General features: G+C 68.7%; 17 protein-coding genes. 9 read left to right on the top strand and 8 right to left on the bottom strand.

The genetic code is table 11. From position 1 onward, the window contains the following. Positions 1-55: 55 nt before the first annotated feature. Positions 56-964, bottom strand: coding sequence for a LysR family transcriptional regulator (locus tag ACFP3H_RS25660; protein WP_378609797.1), 909 nt, complete (start codon positions 962-964; stop codon positions 56-58). Between the two features lie 71 nt (positions 965-1,035). Here ACFP3H_RS25660 and ACFP3H_RS25655 point away from each other — a divergent pair, with 71 nt between their 5' ends. Further along, the gene (locus ACFP3H_RS25655) at positions 1,036-2,379 is read left to right on the top strand and encodes an FAD-binding oxidoreductase (protein ID WP_378609795.1); all 1,344 of its coding nucleotides are present in this window, start codon (positions 1,036-1,038) and stop codon (positions 2,377-2,379) included. A 111-nt stretch (positions 2,380-2,490) separates the two neighbouring features. Here ACFP3H_RS25655 and ACFP3H_RS25650 read toward each other — a convergent pair whose 3' ends face one another. Beyond that, positions 2,491-4,002: a hypothetical protein gene (locus ACFP3H_RS25650; protein WP_378609794.1), complete on the bottom strand. Its 1,512-nt coding sequence runs from the start codon at positions 4,000-4,002 to the stop codon at positions 2,491-2,493. After that, positions 3,999-4,214 (bottom strand): hypothetical protein, encoded by a 216-nt coding sequence (locus ACFP3H_RS25645; RefSeq protein WP_378609792.1) that lies wholly within the window; start codon positions 4,212-4,214, stop codon positions 3,999-4,001. The genes ACFP3H_RS25650 and ACFP3H_RS25645 overlap by 4 nt, the downstream gene beginning before the upstream one ends. Positions 4,215-4,418: 204 nt before the next feature. On the opposite strand from ACFP3H_RS25645, the gene ACFP3H_RS25640 reads away from it, so the two are divergent. From ACFP3H_RS25640 to ACFP3H_RS25630, 3 genes are all read left to right on the top strand, one after another. Next, positions 4,419-5,306 (top strand): SPFH domain-containing protein, encoded by an 888-nt coding sequence (locus ACFP3H_RS25640; protein ID WP_378609791.1) that lies wholly within the window; start codon positions 4,419-4,421, stop codon positions 5,304-5,306. A 7-nt stretch (positions 5,307-5,313) separates the two neighbouring features. Beyond that, positions 5,314-5,484: a type II toxin-antitoxin system antitoxin gene (locus ACFP3H_RS25635; protein WP_378609789.1), complete on the top strand. Its 171-nt coding sequence runs from the start codon at positions 5,314-5,316 to the stop codon at positions 5,482-5,484. A 232-nt stretch (positions 5,485-5,716) separates the two neighbouring features. Beyond that, positions 5,717-6,271, top strand: coding sequence for a hypothetical protein (locus ACFP3H_RS25630; protein ID WP_378609788.1), 555 nt, complete (start codon positions 5,717-5,719; stop codon positions 6,269-6,271). Here the strand turns inward: ACFP3H_RS25630 and ACFP3H_RS25625 are convergent. Beyond that, entirely contained in the window at positions 6,268-7,122 is an 855-nt protein-coding gene (locus tag ACFP3H_RS25625) for a class I SAM-dependent methyltransferase (protein WP_378609786.1), read from the bottom strand. The two genes, ACFP3H_RS25630 and ACFP3H_RS25625, sit on opposite strands and share 4 nt — an antisense overlap. Before the next feature lie 249 nt (positions 7,123-7,371). Here ACFP3H_RS25625 and rpsA point away from each other — a divergent pair, with 249 nt between their 5' ends. Further along, positions 7,372-8,850, top strand: coding sequence for a 30S ribosomal protein S1 (gene rpsA, locus ACFP3H_RS25620; protein ID WP_067457490.1), 1,479 nt, complete (start codon positions 7,372-7,374; stop codon positions 8,848-8,850). 114 nt (positions 8,851-8,964) lie between these two features. Here the strand turns inward: rpsA and ACFP3H_RS25615 are convergent, their stop codons facing one another. Then, the gene (locus ACFP3H_RS25615) at positions 8,965-9,177 is read right to left on the bottom strand and encodes a hypothetical protein (protein WP_378609784.1); all 213 of its coding nucleotides are present in this window, start codon (positions 9,175-9,177) and stop codon (positions 8,965-8,967) included. Positions 9,178-9,324: 147 nt separating this feature from the next. Between ACFP3H_RS25615 and coaE the strand changes: the two genes are divergently transcribed. Then, a complete protein-coding gene (gene coaE / locus ACFP3H_RS25610) occupies positions 9,325-10,527 on the top strand; it encodes a dephospho-CoA kinase (RefSeq protein ID WP_378609783.1) in 1,203 nt (400 codons plus the stop codon). A 120-nt stretch (positions 10,528-10,647) separates the two neighbouring features. Then, positions 10,648-11,073, top strand: a complete 426-nt coding sequence (locus ACFP3H_RS25605; protein ID WP_378609781.1) for a hypothetical protein — start codon at positions 10,648-10,650, stop codon at positions 11,071-11,073. 52 nt (positions 11,074-11,125) lie between these two features. Here the strand turns inward: ACFP3H_RS25605 and ACFP3H_RS25600 are convergent, their stop codons facing one another. Further along, entirely contained in the window at positions 11,126-11,650 is a 525-nt protein-coding gene (locus ACFP3H_RS25600) for a ribonuclease FAU-1 family protein (protein ID WP_378609780.1), read from the bottom strand. 104 nt (positions 11,651-11,754) lie between these two features. Between ACFP3H_RS25600 and uvrB the strand changes: the two genes are divergently transcribed. Next, entirely contained in the window at positions 11,755-13,935 is a 2,181-nt protein-coding gene (gene uvrB, locus ACFP3H_RS25595; RefSeq protein WP_378609778.1) for an excinuclease ABC subunit UvrB, read from the top strand. A 56-nt stretch (positions 13,936-13,991) separates the two neighbouring features. Here uvrB and ACFP3H_RS25590 read toward each other — a convergent pair whose 3' ends face one another. Next, positions 13,992-14,459, bottom strand: a complete 468-nt coding sequence (locus tag ACFP3H_RS25590) for a VOC family protein (protein WP_378609777.1) — start codon at positions 14,457-14,459, stop codon at positions 13,992-13,994. A gap of 56 nt (positions 14,460-14,515) precedes the next feature. Between ACFP3H_RS25590 and ACFP3H_RS25585 the strand changes: the two genes are divergently transcribed. Then, positions 14,516-15,391, top strand: coding sequence for an AraC family transcriptional regulator (locus ACFP3H_RS25585; RefSeq protein ID WP_378609775.1), 876 nt, complete (start codon positions 14,516-14,518; stop codon positions 15,389-15,391). Between the two features lie 178 nt (positions 15,392-15,569). Here the strand turns inward: ACFP3H_RS25585 and ACFP3H_RS25580 are convergent, their stop codons facing one another. Beyond that, positions 15,570-16,208 (bottom strand): YbaB/EbfC family nucleoid-associated protein, encoded by a 639-nt coding sequence (locus ACFP3H_RS25580; protein WP_378609774.1) that lies wholly within the window; start codon positions 16,206-16,208, stop codon positions 15,570-15,572. Between the last annotated feature and the right edge of the window lie 663 nt (positions 16,209-16,871).

Genomic DNA, 16,871 nt, shown 5'->3' with positions numbered 1-16,871 from the left:
GCGCCGTGGTGCGAGTGGGCCTCGGCGGCACGGCGATCCGGTGTCGGATGCGTGCTCAGTCCGGTGGGTTCGGGGCGCCGAACGCGATGCGCAGTTGGCCGAGCAGGACCTTGGCGGCCGGGCTCAGGGGGCGGTCGGTGCGCCAGGCCAGCGCCAGTCGGCCGTGGATGCGCGGCTCGACGATGTCGAGGGTGCGGACCGCGAAGGCGGCGGCTTCGGCGGGGGTCAGGGTGGGGACGATGGCGGTGCCGAGGCCGCGAGCGGCCAGCTCGAGCAGCAGGGGCGGGGCGGCCGCCTCGAAGGCGACGTTCGGGGTGAAACCGGCTGCGGTGCAGGATCGTTCGAAGACACCGCGCAGTCCGGTGCCTCGGGTGAGGCAGATCAGGCGGTGGTCGGCCAGCGCCGCCAGGGTGATGGTTGTCGCTGACAGGGGTGCGTCGAGGGCGACGGCGGCGGCCAGGGGAGTCTCGAGCAGGACGTCGATGCCGATGCCGGGTGGTAGGTCGGCGCCGGTCAGTCCGATCAGCGCGATGTCGAGGTCGCCGTGGTCGACGGCGGTGAGCATGCGTTCGGCGGTGTCCTCGGTGAGGGTGATGTTGACCCGCGGATGGTCGTGATGGAAGTCGGCGAGCACGCCCGCGACATCGAAGATGTCCGACGCGGCGCCGGAGATCATGCCCAAGCGGACGTGTCCGCGCAGCAGACCGGTGAACTCGGCGACGGTGTCGGTGATGCGGTCGGCGGCGGCCAGCGCGGCGCGCGCGTGGTCGAGGACGGCGGCGCCGATCTCGGTGACCGTGACGGTGCGCGCGCCCCGATCCAGGAGGGGGTGGCCGAGTTCGCGCTCGAGTTGCCGGATCTGGGTGCTGAGTCCGGGTTGGCTCAGGTGCAGGCGTTGCGCGGCCCGGGTGAAGCCGCCTTCGTCCACCACCGTGACGAAGTAGCGCAGCTGCCGCAGTTCCATAACTGCTGATTATAGGTAGGAGAAGAACCATCTCTTGTACTTATTCTCGCGGGCGGCGCAGAGTCGACGTCATGACCGATATCGCTACGAAGTTCGCTGGTCCCGTGTTCACCCCCGACGACGCCGGATACGACGCGGAGATCGCCGGTTTCCAGACCGCCTACACCCACCGTCCCGCACTGGTCGTCGGCGCCCGGCACGCCGAGGACGTGCGCGCGGCGGTGGAATTCGCTGCGCGGGAAGGGTTTCCGGTCGCGGTGCAGGCGACCGGGCACGGGCTGTCGGTAGCGGTCGACGGCGGGGTGCTCATCACCACCGGCCGGATGGGCGAGATCGTCGTGGACCCGCGTCGCCGGACCGCCCGGATCGGGGCCGGCGTGCGGGCCGGGGAGCTGGTCGAGGCCGCGGCCACCCACGGGCTGGCGCCGTTGACCGGGTCGTCGCCGTCGGTGGCGGTCGTCGGCTATGTGCTCGGGGGCGGGCTCGGGCTGCTGGCACGGGAATTCGGTTATGCCGCGGACCATGTGCGCTCGATCGAACTCGTCACCGCCGACGGCCGCATGCGCACCCTCACCGCCGATGACGAATTGTTCGGCGCCGTCCTGGGTTCCGGCGGGAACTTCGGCGTCGTGACCGCCCTCGAACTCGACCTGGTGCCCGTCGCCGAAATCTACGGCGGGCAAATGGTTTTCGACACCTACCTGGTCGACGCCGCGCTCGAAGCGTGGCTCACCTGGACCGCGACCGTGCCCACCGAGCTGACCTCCACCGTCGCGGTGGTCACCTACCCCGACATCCCCGCCGTGCCGGAATCGCTACGCGGCCGCCACGTCGCCTCCATCCGCGTCGCCTTCGACGGACCCGCCGAGGAGGGCGAGCGGTGGGTCGCACCGCTCCGGCAGCTCGGCCCCCGCCTGCGCGACGACCTGCGCACGATGCCCTTCGCCGAATCCCACACCATCCACAGCGATCCGCCCGTCCCGCACGCCTACGCCGCCACCAACGCCCTGCTCACCGACCTGACCCCGGCCGGGCTGCGTGCCCTGCGCGCCCTGACCGCACCCGGCGGACCCGTCGACGCGGTGATCGACATCCGCCACCTCGGTGGCGCCCTACGCCACGGCGGCCCCGCCTCGATCGACCATCGCGACGCCACCTACCTCGTGCGCGTGATCACCGCACCCGGCGACGGCGACTCGGCCCCCGAAGGTCTCGCGAAGATCCGAGAAGCGTTGGCGCCGTGGACCATCGGGCACAGCCTCGCCTTCCTCTACGGTGCGGGCGCCGCGGCGAACGAGGCCCAGACCGCCGCCGGATACTCCCCGGACACCTACCGCTGGCTGACCTCCGCGAAGGCGAAGTACGACCCGCGCAACATGTTCCGAGCCAACCGCAACATCGCCCCGGTGTCCTGAGAGCCCTTGCTGCTACCCCGACTGCTGCTCTCGCAGGAGTGCGGCGGGGATCTCCGCCCAGCCCTGCGCCTGGTCGGCGATGCGGCGACCGCGCAGACCGGCATCACCGGGTCAGGCCGCGAGGCGGTCGGCGATATCGGGTCGATCGCAGCGGGTGGCTTGGGCGGACAACAGGATTCGCACCGACGCCGGGATCTCGTCGCGGAGGTCGGCGAGGTTGTCCCAGACCGCCGGATCGTCGGTGGTGAAGCTCTCGACCAGCGCCGCCAGATCGGGCGACTTCTCGAGCAAGGCCATCGAACGTGCTCGGGCCGGGGGGGATTGGCGCAGCACGATGCGGACCAGGGTGGTGGTGGCCTCGGCGGCGGGGCCCGCGTGTACGGCGGCGAGGAACTCCTCGTCGGTGAGGTCGCCGACACTGGCGGCGAGGACGTCGTGGGTGTGGGTGGGGAGCACGTCGACCAGCGGGAGCGCCGAGGCCCAGAGGTCGTGGGCGGCGGCGGTGGCGATCGCGGCGGACAGGGTGTCGCGGCGGTGCATCACCGGCAGCGTGGCCAGGCGCAGACGTTCGGGTTCGGCCAGGGCGAGAGCGACGGGAAGCAGGGTGTTCCAGTAGTTCTCGGCGTGGGTCTGTTCGATCAGCGCGGTGAGGGCCTCGTCGGATTCGGCGGCCACGCGCGCGGCGACGGTGTGCAGTTGCGCGGGGGAGAGGTGATCGGCGAGCGGGAGCAGGTCCAGCCACAGGTCCTGGGTGAGCGCCAGATCGGCGATCGCGGTGAGGACGGCGGGCTCGGACATGATCGGGCGTTGCGCGAGCCGTCGCAGGCCGGGCGGTTGCATGCGCGCCGCGACCGGGAGCAGCGTGCGCCAGGCATCGAGTTCGACGACGGTGGCGAGCAGGCCGTCGAGCACTTCGGCGTCCTGGTCGGCCACCACGTCGCCGAGCCGGGAACGTTCGACCGGGCCGAGCAGGTCGAGCAGCGCGATCGCCTCGGGCCAGCGACGCTCGGCGTCGGTCGCGTGGATCAGGCCGGGCACCCGGTCGGTGATGGTGGCCAGCAGGCGGTCGGCGGCGGCGGTGTCCTCGAGGTGATAGCCCACGTGCAGCAGGTCGATGTCGGCGGCGTGCGGCAGCGCGACCCGCAGCACCCGCTCGGGCACCGACCCGGCCAGCCTGCCCATCGTCAGATAGTCACCGCGAGCGAGCAATTCGCGCGCGACTTCCACCGCCATCGCGTCGGGGATCTCGGCGATGACCTGCGCGGCCCGGCGCGGATCGAGCGTGACCGCGATATCGGCCAGGAACGTCGGCGACACCGCCGCCGCGATCGCGACGGCACGCTGCGGCTCCACCGACCCCGCGACCGCCGCGGCCAACACCGAGCCGATCGCGGCCTCGGCGATCCTGCCCGCCAGCGCCGCGGGCACCAGCTTGGCCGCCGCCGCCACGCGCTGCATGCGGCGGGCTTCGCGATGGTGGATCAGATCGGTGATCTGGGTGCGGAACTCACGCAGGGCGGCCGGGGGTAATTCGGCCAGGAAGTCCAGCTCGGCGGTGTCCGCGAGGCCGAGAACGGCGGTGAGACGGGCGATTTCGGCGGTGGTGTGGTGGGTGATCGTCACAGGCCGAGTACCTTGCGCACGGCGGGGCGGGCCAGTCGGGGGATCAGGCGCATGCTCGAGTCCAGGGCTTCGTCCAGGGCCGACACGCGTGCGTCCAAAGTGTGTTGGACGTGGGAATCCAAGCGGGACAGTTGCTCTCGCGTCAGGGTCGCGAATTCCGGCGGAGGTGGGGTGCCGAGCGTGGTGGCGAGTTGGTCCAGGGCATCCGGCACGGGCCGACTCCTTCGGTTCGAACTGTCAGTGCGGACGACGATACCGGCCGAAAATCGTGCCGCCGGTCGACGGTCTCGTCTCGAAAGACTAATCAGGGCAGGGAAATTCGGCGCTTCGACACCATCGACCATGCGGGGTCGACCTTGCTCGAACGCCCGCGGCCCGCTATCGTGGTGATATCACTCAGATATCGGGAGGATGTCATGGAACTGCGCTCCGCGCTCCGCGTCAACGGATTCGCCGTCCTACTGGGATGGTTCGTGCTCACCCTGGCGTTGGGGGCCGCCGCCGTGCTCGCGTTCATCAGCGCCACCAAGCACGACGGCGGGGCACTGGCCTGGACCGGCGCGGTCGCCGCCGTGGTCCTCGGGCTGATCGTGCTGTTCCTCGCCACCGGGCTGATCATCGTCAACCCCAACGAGGCCAGGGTCGTCACCTTCTTCGGCCGCTACATCGGCTCGGTCTCCGAACCCGGCTTCTTCTCGGTGGTCCCGCTCACCGACCGTAAGACGATCTCGCTGCGGGTGCGTAACTTCGAGACCCAGAAACTCAAGGTCAACGACGCCGACGGCAACCCCGTCGAGATCGCCGCCGTGGTCGTCTACAAGGTCATCGACAGCTTCAAGGCCGCCTTCGCCGTCGACGACTACGAGGAGTACGTCGAGACCCAGTCCGAGGCCGCCGTGCGCCACCTCGCCACCACCCACCCCTACGACGCCCACGACGACGCCCGCACCAGCCTGCGCGACGGCGCCGAGGTGGCCGAGGAACTCACCGTCGAACTGCGCGAACGCACCCTCACCGCCGGCATCGAGGTCATCGAGGCCCGCATCACCCACCTCGCCTACGCCCCCGAGATCGCCCAGGCCATGCTCGTGCGCCAGCAGGCCTCCCAGGTCGTGGCCGCGCGCACCCAGATCGTCGAGGGCGCCGTCGGCATGGTCGGCCTCGCGCTGGACCGCCTCGCCGAACAGGGCACCGTCGAACTCGACCAGGAACGCAAGGCCGCCATGGTCTCGAACCTGCTCGTGGTCCTGTGCAGCGACCGCGCCGTCCAGCCGGTCGTCAACACCGGATCCCTCTACTCCTGACGGTCCCATGACCACGCCGAAGAAGGAACCCAAGAAAGTCCTGCTACGGCTCGACCCGGCCGTCCACGAGGCCCTGGCCAAGTGGGCGGCCGACGACCTGCGCAGCATCAACTCCCAGATCGAATACGCGCTCCGCCTGGCCCTCGAACAGGTGGGCCGAAAACCCAAGCGGGAGTAGCGCTATCGACGATGGTCTGCGTCGCGCCGCCCGCGTCCCCGCGCACCACCGATCGCCGGGCACCGTGATCGAAGCGGCCCGGATTCTCGTGATCGGGCACGAACGAGCGCCCCGCTGGTTGGTGGAAGCGGACCTTTTTCCCCGATCAGCGCCCGGAAAACGGTACGGAGCAACGAAAATCGGGTGGCGCCGGTAAATTGGATCGGTGCCCATCTCGTTCGACATTCCTGGAATGCAACAGTTGGACGACACGACCTGGGGGAATCCGGCCACTCGTGACGTCGTCGCGTTGAACTATGTCAACGGCGTGCCCGACCTGCCCGCGCGACTCGACGACGTCAAGCGGTTGCGTCGGCGACTCGCCGAGCATCACGCGCGCACCGGGTGCCTGATCGAGGCGTTCGTGGTGTGGGTCGATCAGCTGCCCGCGCTGTTGCGGGTGGAGAAGACGCAGCTGCCGGGGCCGCGCGGGCAGTTGGTCTTCGCGGCCTCGATCGTGGTGCCCAAGGATCGGTGCTCGGCGGTGTTCCAGATCATCTGCCCCGAGACGGGGCTGCCGGGGGCGCGCGAGACCGCGATCGGGCAGCAGGTGCGGCGCAGCGAGATGTGCCCGCCGCACCCGTACGCGCCGGGACTGCGCGGGCGGTTGCCGTACCTGCTCTCCGACGACGTCCGCTTCGACGCCGAGTTCCCGCGCCACGCCCTCACCAGGGCGCGGCGCTGGGTCGCCGAGACGGTGCCGACGGTGCAGGTGGACCCGTCCTTCGCCGCGCTGCCCGAGTTCTAGCGCGGGGGCTTCTCGGCGATGAAGATCGCGGTGCCGGGGAAGATCTGCCCGCGCAGCGGCGACCACTGACCCCACTCCCGGTCCAGCCACTCCGGCCAGTCCGGTTCGACGATGTCGACCAGGTGCAGGCCGGCGCCGACGATCTCGCGGACCCGGTCGCCGATCGTGCGATGGTGCTCGACATAGGTCGGCACGCCGTCGCCGTCGACCTCCACATAGGGCGTGCGGTCGAAGTAGGGGATCGTGGCGGTGAGCCCGGCCTGGCCCGGATCGTCGGGGAAGATCCAGCGCATCGGATGGTTCACCGAGAACACCCAGCGCCCACCCGGCCGCAACACGCGCGCCACCTCGCGCATCACCAGCGCCGAATCGGCCACGAACGGCACCCCGCCGAACGCCGAACAGGCCAGGTCGAACGACGCGTCCGCGAACGGCAGCGCCTCGGCGCCCGCCTGCACCAGCGGCACCCGAGGTCCGCCCTGGTCCATCGCGGCGACCCCGCGCTCGAGCATCCCCATCGACACGTCCAGCCCCACCGGAAACGCGCCGTGACCGGCCAGCCACCGCGAACACGGCGCCGAACCGCAGCCGATCTCCAGGATCGTCTTCCCGCTCACGTCACCGAGAAAGCCCATGTCACCCTCGTGCAGCCCCTCCGGGCACCACACGAACTCACCACCGGGTGAATCCACGCCGAGGAAATCGGCATGGGTCTGGTGGTACTGCTCGGCGTCGGCGTCCCACCAGCGCCGATTGGCCCGCTCACTGTCGCGTGAGTCGATCCTGGTTCGAGTGGTCGCTGCGGTACCGAGCAGCGCGTTGGCCTGCGCGTGGCGTTGGTCGTCGGACACGCCGCACAGGGTATCGACCCGCCGCGATCACCGACGACGGCGGCATGGGGGGTGGTTTGCCCGGCTCTGTGACGGTCGCGTAGGCTGAGGCACGCTCAACAGGCGCGCTGAGATTGATCAGCGGCAACTGCGACGGTCCATGCCATACTTTACCGGTATCCCTTCGTCGCGTCGTCGCGGTGATCTCGCAGCGTACCGAAAGTTCCAATGTCCGCAACCGACCACAATCCGTCCGGAGCAAACCCACATATGCCCACCACCGTCACCTCACCGCAGGTAGCCATTAACGATATTGGCTCCGCAGAGGATTTCCTGGCCGCCATCGACGCGACGATCAAGTACTTCAACGATGGTGACATCGTCGAAGGCACCATCGTCAAGGTCGATCGTGACGAGGTCCTGCTCGACATCGGTTACAAGACCGAAGGCGTCATCCCCTCCCGCGAACTCTCCATCAAGCACGATGTCGACCCGAACGAGGTCGTTTCCGTGGGCGACGCGGTCGAGGCGCTTGTTCTCACCAAGGAGGACAAAGAAGGCCGCCTGATCCTGTCGAAGAAGCGGGCGCAGTACGAGCGCGCGTGGGGCACGATCGAGGAGCTCAAGGAGAAGGACGAGGCCGTCAAGGGCACCGTCATCGAGGTCGTCAAGGGCGGCCTGATCCTCGACATCGGTCTCCGTGGCTTCCTGCCCGCCTCGCTCGTCGAGATGCGTCGTGTCCGCGACCTCCAGCCCTACGTGGGCAAGGAGATCGAGGCCAAGATCATCGAGCTCGACAAGAACCGCAACAACGTGGTCCTGTCGCGTCGCGCCTGGCTCGAGCAGACCCAGTCCGAGGTCCGCAGCGAGTTCCTGCACCAGCTCCAGAAGGGCCAGGTCCGCAAGGGCGTCGTGTCCTCCATCGTCAACTTCGGTGCCTTCGTGGACCTGGGTGGCGTCGACGGCCTGGTGCACGTGTCCGAGCTGTCCTGGAAGCACATCGACCACCCGTCCGAGGTTGTCGAGGTCGGCAACGAGGTCACCGTCGAGGTTCTCGACGTCGATCTCGACCGCGAGCGCGTCTCCCTGTCGCTCAAGGCGACCCAGGAAGACCCGTGGCGTCAGTTCGCCCGGACCCACGCCATCGGCCAGATCGTGCCCGGCAAGGTCACCAAGCTGGTTCCCTTCGGTGCCTTCGTGCGCGTCGAAGAGGGCATCGAGGGCCTGGTGCACATCTCGGAGCTGGCCGAGCGCCACGTCGAGGTCCCGGACCAGGTTGTGGCCGTCGGCGACGACGCCATGGTCAAGGTCATCGACATCGACCTCGAGCGTCGTCGGATCTCGCTGTCGCTGAAGCAGGCGAACGAGGACTACAACGCCGAGTTCGACCCGTCGAAGTACGGCATGGCCGACAGCTACGACGATGCGGGCAACTACATCTTCCCCGAAGGCTTCGACCCCGACACCAACGAGTGGCTCGACGGGTTCGACAAGCAGCGTGAAGAGTGGGAAGGCCGCTACGCCGAGGCCGAGCGTCGCCACAAGATGCACACCGCCCAGATGGAGAAGATGGCAGCCGACGCTGCCGCCGAGGCCGCCGCTGGTGGTCCCGTCGCGGGCAACTACTCCTCCGAGACCGGTGGCAGCGCGGCTGCGTCCACCTCCGGTCCGGCCGAGTCCACGGGCGGCTCGCTGGCCAGCGATGCCCAGCTCGCGGCTCTGCGGGAGAAGCTCAGCGGCAACGCCTGAGTGAGCGGCAACGCCTGATAGGCAGTGAACGAAGGCCCCGGTCCTCACGGACCGGGGCCTTCGGGCTTTTCGGGGAAAGTATTCGGCGCCCGGCAGAAAACCGGGCGCGGCCGATCAGTTGGCGACGGCAGGCGACCAGTAGCCGGTGGACATACTGGGACGCTTACGCATCGCGGCGAAACTATGTCGGGCGGGCAGGCGGAGGGCAGCGAACCAGGACCGCCGATACTCGGCGAGAGTCGTTGCCACAGCGGGGAATTCGATGCAGTGCACACCGCCCGGCATGCCGAGGCGGTGGCGAGCCGCCCGGTGATTCCTGGTACTCATGATGATCCTCCGGTAGTTGTGCGGCCGATTCGCCTAGGGCCGAAGATTAATCGACGCGACGCGCCGAGCCGGGGACCTCACGCCGTGGTGGGTGAGCGTGTCGCGGGTGGTGTCCCGGCGCGGCGGTCGAAGTGCGAGACTGGGCCCATGTTGCGGATCGGCCTCACCGGAGGCATGGGAGCGGGTAAATCCACAGTGGCGCGCGAACTGGTCGAGTCGGGGGCGGTTCTCATCGACTCCGACGCGATCGCCCGCGAGGTCGTCGCACCGGGCACGCCCGGATTGGCGGCGCTGGTCGAGGAATTCGGCGAAGGGATCCTGGCCGAGGACGGCAGCCTGAACCGGCCCGCCCTAGCCGCGGTGGCCTTCGCCGACGATGTCTCGCGCGGCAAACTCAACGCCATCACCCACCCGCTCGTCGGCGCCCGCACCGCGGAGCTGATCGGCGACGCGGCCGCCGATGCCATTGTGGTGCAGGACATTCCGCTGCTCGTCGAGAACGGGCTCGCCCCGCTGATGCAGCTGGTCGTCGTGGTCGGCGCCGACGAGGCGACCCGGCTGCGCAGGCTGGTCGAACAGCGCGGCGTGGACGAGGCCGACGCGCGCGCCCGCATCGCCGCGCAGGCCACCGACGATCAGCGCCGCGCGGTCGCCGACGTGTGGCTCGACAACAACGGCGCACCGGACGCGATCCGCGCGCGGGTGCGCGAGCTGTGGGAACAGCGGTTGGTGCCGTTCGAGCGCAATCAGCGCGCGGGCGTTCGAGCGCGCGCGGCCTACCGGCTCGTCACCGATCCCGAGTGGGATGTGCAGGCGCGCAGGATCATCGCCCGCCTGCACCTGGCCTGCGGTGCCTCGGCGGTGCGCATCGACCATGTCGGGTCGACCGCGGTGCACGGGCTGCCCGCCAAGGACATCATCGACATCCAGATCACCGTGGCGGACATGACCACCGCCGAATCGCTGTCGGATGCGTTGGCCGGGGCCGGTTTTCCGCTCGCGGCGCACGTGACCCACGACAATCCCAAGCCGAGTCCGCACGATCCCGACGGCACCGACCTGTCGCGGTGGGGAAAACGCCTGCACGGCAACGCCGATCCCGGCCGCCCCGCCAATATCCACCTGCGCGTGCGGGATTCGCTCGGCCAGCGGTTCGCGCTCGATCTGCGCGACTGGTTGCGCGCCGACGAGCACGGCCGCGCGGAGTACCTGGCGGTCAAGCGTGGCGCCGAACTCGCCGCCGCCGACCTCGTCGGTGACGAGGCGGGCGAGGCGTACTACCGGGTGAAGGAGCCGTGGTTCGACGCGGTCTACCCGGTGGTCACCGAATGGGCCCGCGCCCGCGCCTGACCTGCGAAGCAGTCAGTTAAACGGCAATGTTTCGGAAATCGCGAACACCATGGCGCGCTCTGTGTAGATTGTGCGATGTCACTACACGGTGACTCGATTCACAGGGAAGTTGTAGCGCGTATGACAACACAGCAGCGTCAGTTCGGCCGTGCGGGCTTCGGTATCACCGCGCTCGGCGCCGTCGCCGCCAGCCTCGTGCTGGCCGCTCCGCAGGCCTCGGCGTGGGTCGGCAACCTCGGTGTAGCCGGCACCGACCACAAGGTCGGTTGCACCTACAAGCTGACCGCCGCCGTCGAGGTGGACCGCCTGACCTCGGTGAAGTTCACCGACAACGGCGTGGACATCCCCGGCAGCCCGGTGTCGCCCTCGGTCCTGTCGGGCACGGTGAGCATCGACTGGAAGCCGACCACCGCGGGCAAGCACAAGCTCGAGGCGCGTCAGCTGCTGATCAGCGACTCGATCACGGTCACCGTGGCCGAGGCGGGCAACACCGGCAGCGCGTCGTGCGGCGGCGGACTGGGCGACCTGTTCGGCAGCCTGAGCTGAGACCGGCTCCGCGAACCGCCCGGACCCTGTGGGGTTCGGGCGGTTCGTCGTTTCAGCGCCAGGTCAGGTCCATGCCCAGCGTGCTCAACCAGGCCTCGAGGGAGTAGCCGTGCGCCGCGATCCCGTCGACGGCGGCTGTTGCGTTCTCGATCGCGGACTGGCACTGGGCCGCGTCGAGCAGGCCGGTGCTGTGCGCGGCCAGCAGCTCGTCGACGTCGACGAGCCGCACGTCCCGGGCCGTGCGGACCAGCAGGTCCAGGTAGTGATCGACCCCGAGCCACCGGGTGGGGGTCTCCCGGGTGAAGGCGCCGACGTCGATGTAGACGTCCTGCCACTTCTCGACGCCGGGGTTGTAGTGCAGTTTCGACGCGCGCAACGACAACTCGGGCAGCAACCACGACTCGAGGTAGTGGAAGCTCGCGTGATCGGAGTGGCGACCCATGTACAGGCCCCACGGCTCCTCGCGGTAGATCTCCACCGGTCGCACGAACCCCTTGGGGTCGGTGTTGGTCCGCGCCGCGGTATCGAAGTACTCGATCTTGGGCGGATGCACGTGCACGGGTGATGCCTGCGTCATGAGCGCCGAATCTACCGGCTCACGGCGGTGCCCGCGCCCGCTGACCTCGTCGGACCGGCGTCGAGGATCGAAACGTGTCAGTGGGCGCGCCTAAGCTTGGTTTCATGGCATTCGCAACCGAGATCCCGACGGAAGGGTACGAAGACCGGGGACACCCGATCGCCCATTCCGAACACCGCCCGGTCGGCGCGATCGAGCGCTCGGGTGCCCGCTTCGAGGTGGTCAGCGAGTACTCGCCTGCCGGTGATCAGCCCGCGGCCATCGCCGAGCTGGAGCGCCGGATCACCGCGGGGGAGAAGGACGTCGTCCTGCTCGGCGCCACCGGTACCGGTAAGTCGGCCACCACCGCGTGGCTGATCGAGAAGTTGCAGCGGCCCACCCTGGTCATGGCGCCGAACAAGACCCTCGCCGCCCAGCTGGCCAACGAGCTGCGCGAGATGCTGCCCAACAACGCGGTCGAGTACTTCGTCTCGTACTACGACTACTACCAACCCGAGGCCTACATCGCCCAGACCGACACCTACATCGAGAAGGACAGCTCGATCAACGACGACGTCGAGCGGTTGCGCCACTCGGCCACGTCGAGTCTGCTGTCGCGGCGCGATGTGGTGGTGGTCGCCTCGGTGTCGTGCATCTACGGTCTGGGCACGCCGCAGTCGTACCTGGACCGTTCGGTGCAGCTGGAGGTGGGCGGCGAGATCGACCGCGACGCGCTGCTGCGCCTGCTCGTCGACGTGCAGTACACGCGCAACGACATGTCGTTCACCCGTGGTTCGTTCCGGGTGCGCGGCGACACCGTCGAGATCATCCCCTCCTACGAGGAGCTGGCGATCCGCATCGAGTTCTTCGGTGACGAGATCGAGGCGCTGTACTACCTGCACCCCCTCACCGGTGATGTTGTGCGCCAGGTGGATTCGGCCCGCATCTTCCCGGCCACCCACTATGTGGCGGGCCCGGAGCGGATGGAGCGCGCGGTCGCCGATATCGAAGCCGAACTGGCGGCGCGGCTCGCGGAACTCGAACGCCAGGGCAAGCTGCTCGAGGCGCAGCGGTTGCGGATGCGCACCGAGTACGACCTGGAGATGATCCGCCAGGTCGGCTTCTGCTCGGGCATCGAGAACTACTCGCGCCACATCGACGGCCGCCCGGCCGGCTCGGCGCCCGCGACCCTGCTCGACTACTTCCCCGACGACTTCCTGCTGGTGATCGACGAATCCCACGTCACCGTCCCGCAGATCGGCGGCATGTTCGAAGGCGACATGTCGCGCAAGCGCAACCTGGTCGACTTCGGCTTCCGCCTGCCCTCGGCGGTCGACAACCGCCCGCTGACCTGGGAGGAATTCGCCGGGCGCATCGGGCAGGCGGTGTATCTGTCGGCCACTCCCGGCCCCTACGAGCTGGGCCAGGTCGGCGGCGAGGTGGTCGAACAGGTCATCCGCCCCACCGGGCTGGTCGACCCGAAGGTCGTGGTCAAGCCGACCAAGGGCCAGATCGACGACCTGGTGCACGAGATCCGCGAGCGCGCCGAGCGCGACGAACGCGTGCTGGTCACCACGCTCACCAAGAAGATGTCGGAGGACCTCACCGACTATCTGCTCGGCCTCGGGGTGAAGGTGCGCTACCTGCACTCCGAGATCGACACCCTGCGCCGCGTCGAGCTACTGCGCCAGCTGCGCCTGGGCGAGTACGACGTGCTCGTGGGTATCAACCTGCTGCGCGAGGGCCTCGACCTGCCGGAGGTGTCGCTGGTGGCGATCCTCGACGCCGACAAGGAAGGTTTCCTGCGGTCGAGCACCAGCCTCATCCAGACCATCGGCCGCGCGGCGCGCAACGTCTCCGGTGAGGTCCACATGTACGCGGACAAGATCACCGACTCGATGCGCCACGCCATCGACGAGACCGACCGGCGCCGCGCCAAACAGGTCGCCTACAACACCGAGCACGGCCTCGACCCGCAGCCGCTGCGCAAGAAGATCGCCGACATCCTCGATCAGGTCTATCTCGAGGCCGAGGACGAGGTGGCGGTCGGCGGCTCGGGTCGCAACGCCAGCCGCGGCAGGCGCGCCCAAGGCGAGCCGGGGCGCGCGGTCAGCGCGGGCATCTACGCCGAGCGCGATGTGAAGTCGATGCCACGCGCCGAATTGGCCGATCTGGTCAAGGAACTCACCGCGCAGATGATGAACGCGGCCCGCGAACTCCAGTTCGAGCTGGCGGGTCGACTGCGCGACGAGATCGCCGACCTGAAGAAGGAGCTGCGCGGCATGGACGCCGCGGGGTTGTCCTAGCGATGCGCGGGTCCCGGCCACCGCGCCGATGTCCGACGCGGCGGCCGAGCGCGGTCTCAGCCCTGCTCGGCCAACCACGCGGCGACGCGCCGGTCGGCCTCTTCCCGCGACACGTCCTGCACCCGGGTCAGCACGGCCCACCGGTGGCCGAAGGGGTCGATCACCACGCCGAAGCGGTCGCCGGTGACGAAGGTCTGCGGCTCCTCGGCGGTGCGGGCCCCGTGGGTGAGAGCGCGCGCGATCACCGCGTCCACGTCGGGGCAGTAGTGCACCACGGAGGTGTGCACCCAGTCCTCGGGCGCGCGAACGTTGTTCTCCGGGATCGGCATTCCCAGTTGCAGGGTGGAATCGCCGATGAGCAGTTCGGCGTGGGCGGGTTGTCCGTCGGGCAGATCCGCCCGGCTGAGCACCTTCGCGTCGAAGACCGCGGTGTAGAAGTCGATGGCCGCGTTGGCGTCGGGCACGGCGAGGAAACAGGTGATGGAGTGGTAGCCCTGCGGAATGGGGGCGACGGGAGTGGTCATGACTACGATCCTGCTGCGCCGCGCCGAGCCGGTCTTGTAAGAACGCGACAGATCCGATGAGTACCGAACCCGGTGACGTGCGCGGGATCCTGCATCCGGCCGAACAGGCCAGGCACCGCTCGCTGCGTCGGCTCACCGTCGGACCCGCGCTGGCCGCGTTCGCCGATCGGTACTGGGTGGTGCGCTGGGACCTGCGGGGCAAGCCCGCCTACACCGCGCAGGTGCTGTCGTATCCGTGCGTGAACGTCACCTTCGAGCGCAGCACCACCCGCACCGGCGGCTTCGTCAACGGCGTGTGCACCACCCGCTACGATCGCGAACTCGCCGAGGAGGGCGAGACTTTCGGCATCCGGTTCACCCCCGGCGGCTTCGGCGCCTTCACCGGCCTGGATGTCGGTGCGCTGCGCGATGATTCGGCCCCGCTCACCGAGGTCCTGCCCGAAGCCGCCGGGCTGGCCGACCGCGTGCTGGCCGAGCCCACCGACGAACACCGGCGCACCCTCGTCGAGGAGTTCTTCACCGGTCGCGGACGCCCCGAGGACCCGCACTACGCGCTGGTGACCCGCATCGTGACGGCCATGGCCCAGGATCAGGACCTGACCAGGGTCGACCAGGTCACCGACCGCTTCGCGATCCCCGTCCGCACCCTGCAACGCCTGTTCCGCCGCTATGTCGGGGCACCACCGAAATGGGTGCTGCGCCGCTTCCGCCTACAGGACGCCGCCGACCACCTGGCCCACGGCCGCGATCGCGACCTGGCCGTCCTGGCCGGCGACCTCGGCTATTTCGACCAGGCCCATTTCAGCCGCGAATTCACCGCCGAGATCGGGATGGCGCCACTGGAATACGCGCGTAGCGCCCGGGGCGACGCCCTCACGCGCCTGCGCGACCAACAACACTCCCATCCGGCACCACGGGGCACCGTGGTCTGATCATTGGTTTTGTGTTCGACCAGGTCATATCGGTCTTGGTGAAGTCGTCGCCGACGCACAGCAGCGGGTCGCCCGCCGCCCGAGCGGCGGCGTATGTCAGGCAGCCGCCGAAGTTCAATGCCGCCTGCTACCCGCCCTTGCCGAATAGTGGGAGGCCCTGCCGATGAGGAAGGTGCCGCTACTGCCAATAGTTGCGGTTGCGACCGTGATTGTCCTCGTCGTCCCACTGGCGGGCCTGCTCGCGCAAGGCCGCCCGCTCGGCTTCCTCACGGGCGGCCTTGGCCCTGGCAACAGTGTTGCTCAATCCTCCGCCCGGCACTGCGCGATTGGTCGGTGCGGAGCCGACCGGACCGGCGGCCCTCGGTGAGAGTAGGTCTGGCGCGGGGTCCTGATATCTGGGAGGCGCGGCGTGTGGCTGGGCAGTGTAGCGCGGCTGGTACGTGGTTGACGGTGCCAGCTCAGTTCGGCTGGGTACCGGCGCGGGAGCACCTGCTGTGGGAGTGCGGTCGGCCGCGAGATCGGAATCGGTCATCCTGGCGATCCGGTTCACCGCCGGGTCATCGTAGAGTTCGGTCATGAGGTCGTTCGCGCGAGCGGTCGCTTCCTCCCTGACCTGCCCATACGCCCGCAAGACAACATCGGCGAGCACCTCTGGGCCCATCGCGCACGCGGCCGTCGAGAACGTCAACGCGGTGAGCTTGCCGTCCCCGTCGGCCTCGACATCGACACCCTGCGTTTGCGCACGCACCCGAATCTCGTTGACGGCGTGCCGAATACGGCTGAACTTGGCGGCGAGTTCTTCGTTCGGTAGGGTCATCGCGAATCTCCAGGTCAGCGGGGTGCGGTCGAGGTTTCGGGTGCGGGGTTCGGGGTGGGCGGGTCGACCGGCCATCCGGGATACACCGGTTGGATCGGTGGAGGTGTTGGGCTTTCGAACCGCTCGCTGGTCTCGGGTATATTCGGATCGATGCTGTGAAGCCACGGATCACATCGAGGCTCTCGGGGGCCTGAGGGGTTGGAGCTGAAATCTACGGTCCATCCGCGGAAGACATCAGCGGGCGGCGCTTGCCAATGCATTCGATCCGGACCAGGCGCGGGGGTGGTCACCGGCCATATCGGATTGTCGGCTACAGACTTCACGATCACCTGCCACGCGCTGTACTGAGCGCCTCGGTTCCCGACATATACATCACCTTGGCGATTGGCCAGACCCGACGTCATCAAACATATGTCCGCAACGAAGTCGGTATCCGTCCCCCGCACCTGCTGGATGTGAACCCGCATAGTCCCCGTTGCATATCCGCGCCGCCAGGTCTCTTCCAGCTCGGAAATCCGCCAGGGAGATATCGCCTTGTCGAATCCGGGGTATGTCCGATGTAATCCCGCCTTCTGGCCGACGTAACGAGCCTCGTAACCTGCGCGAACCAGGGCCGCCTGGCCGGAAAACAGGTCCACCCCGGAGTCGGCGGACCACACCATG

Source organism: Nocardia lasii (assembly GCF_042658545.1).
GTDB classification, from domain to species: domain Bacteria; phylum Actinomycetota; class Actinomycetes; order Mycobacteriales; family Mycobacteriaceae; genus Nocardia; species Nocardia lasii.
Note: the sequence above shows the minus strand (reverse complement) of the source record. Positions and strands in the feature narration are given on the sequence as shown.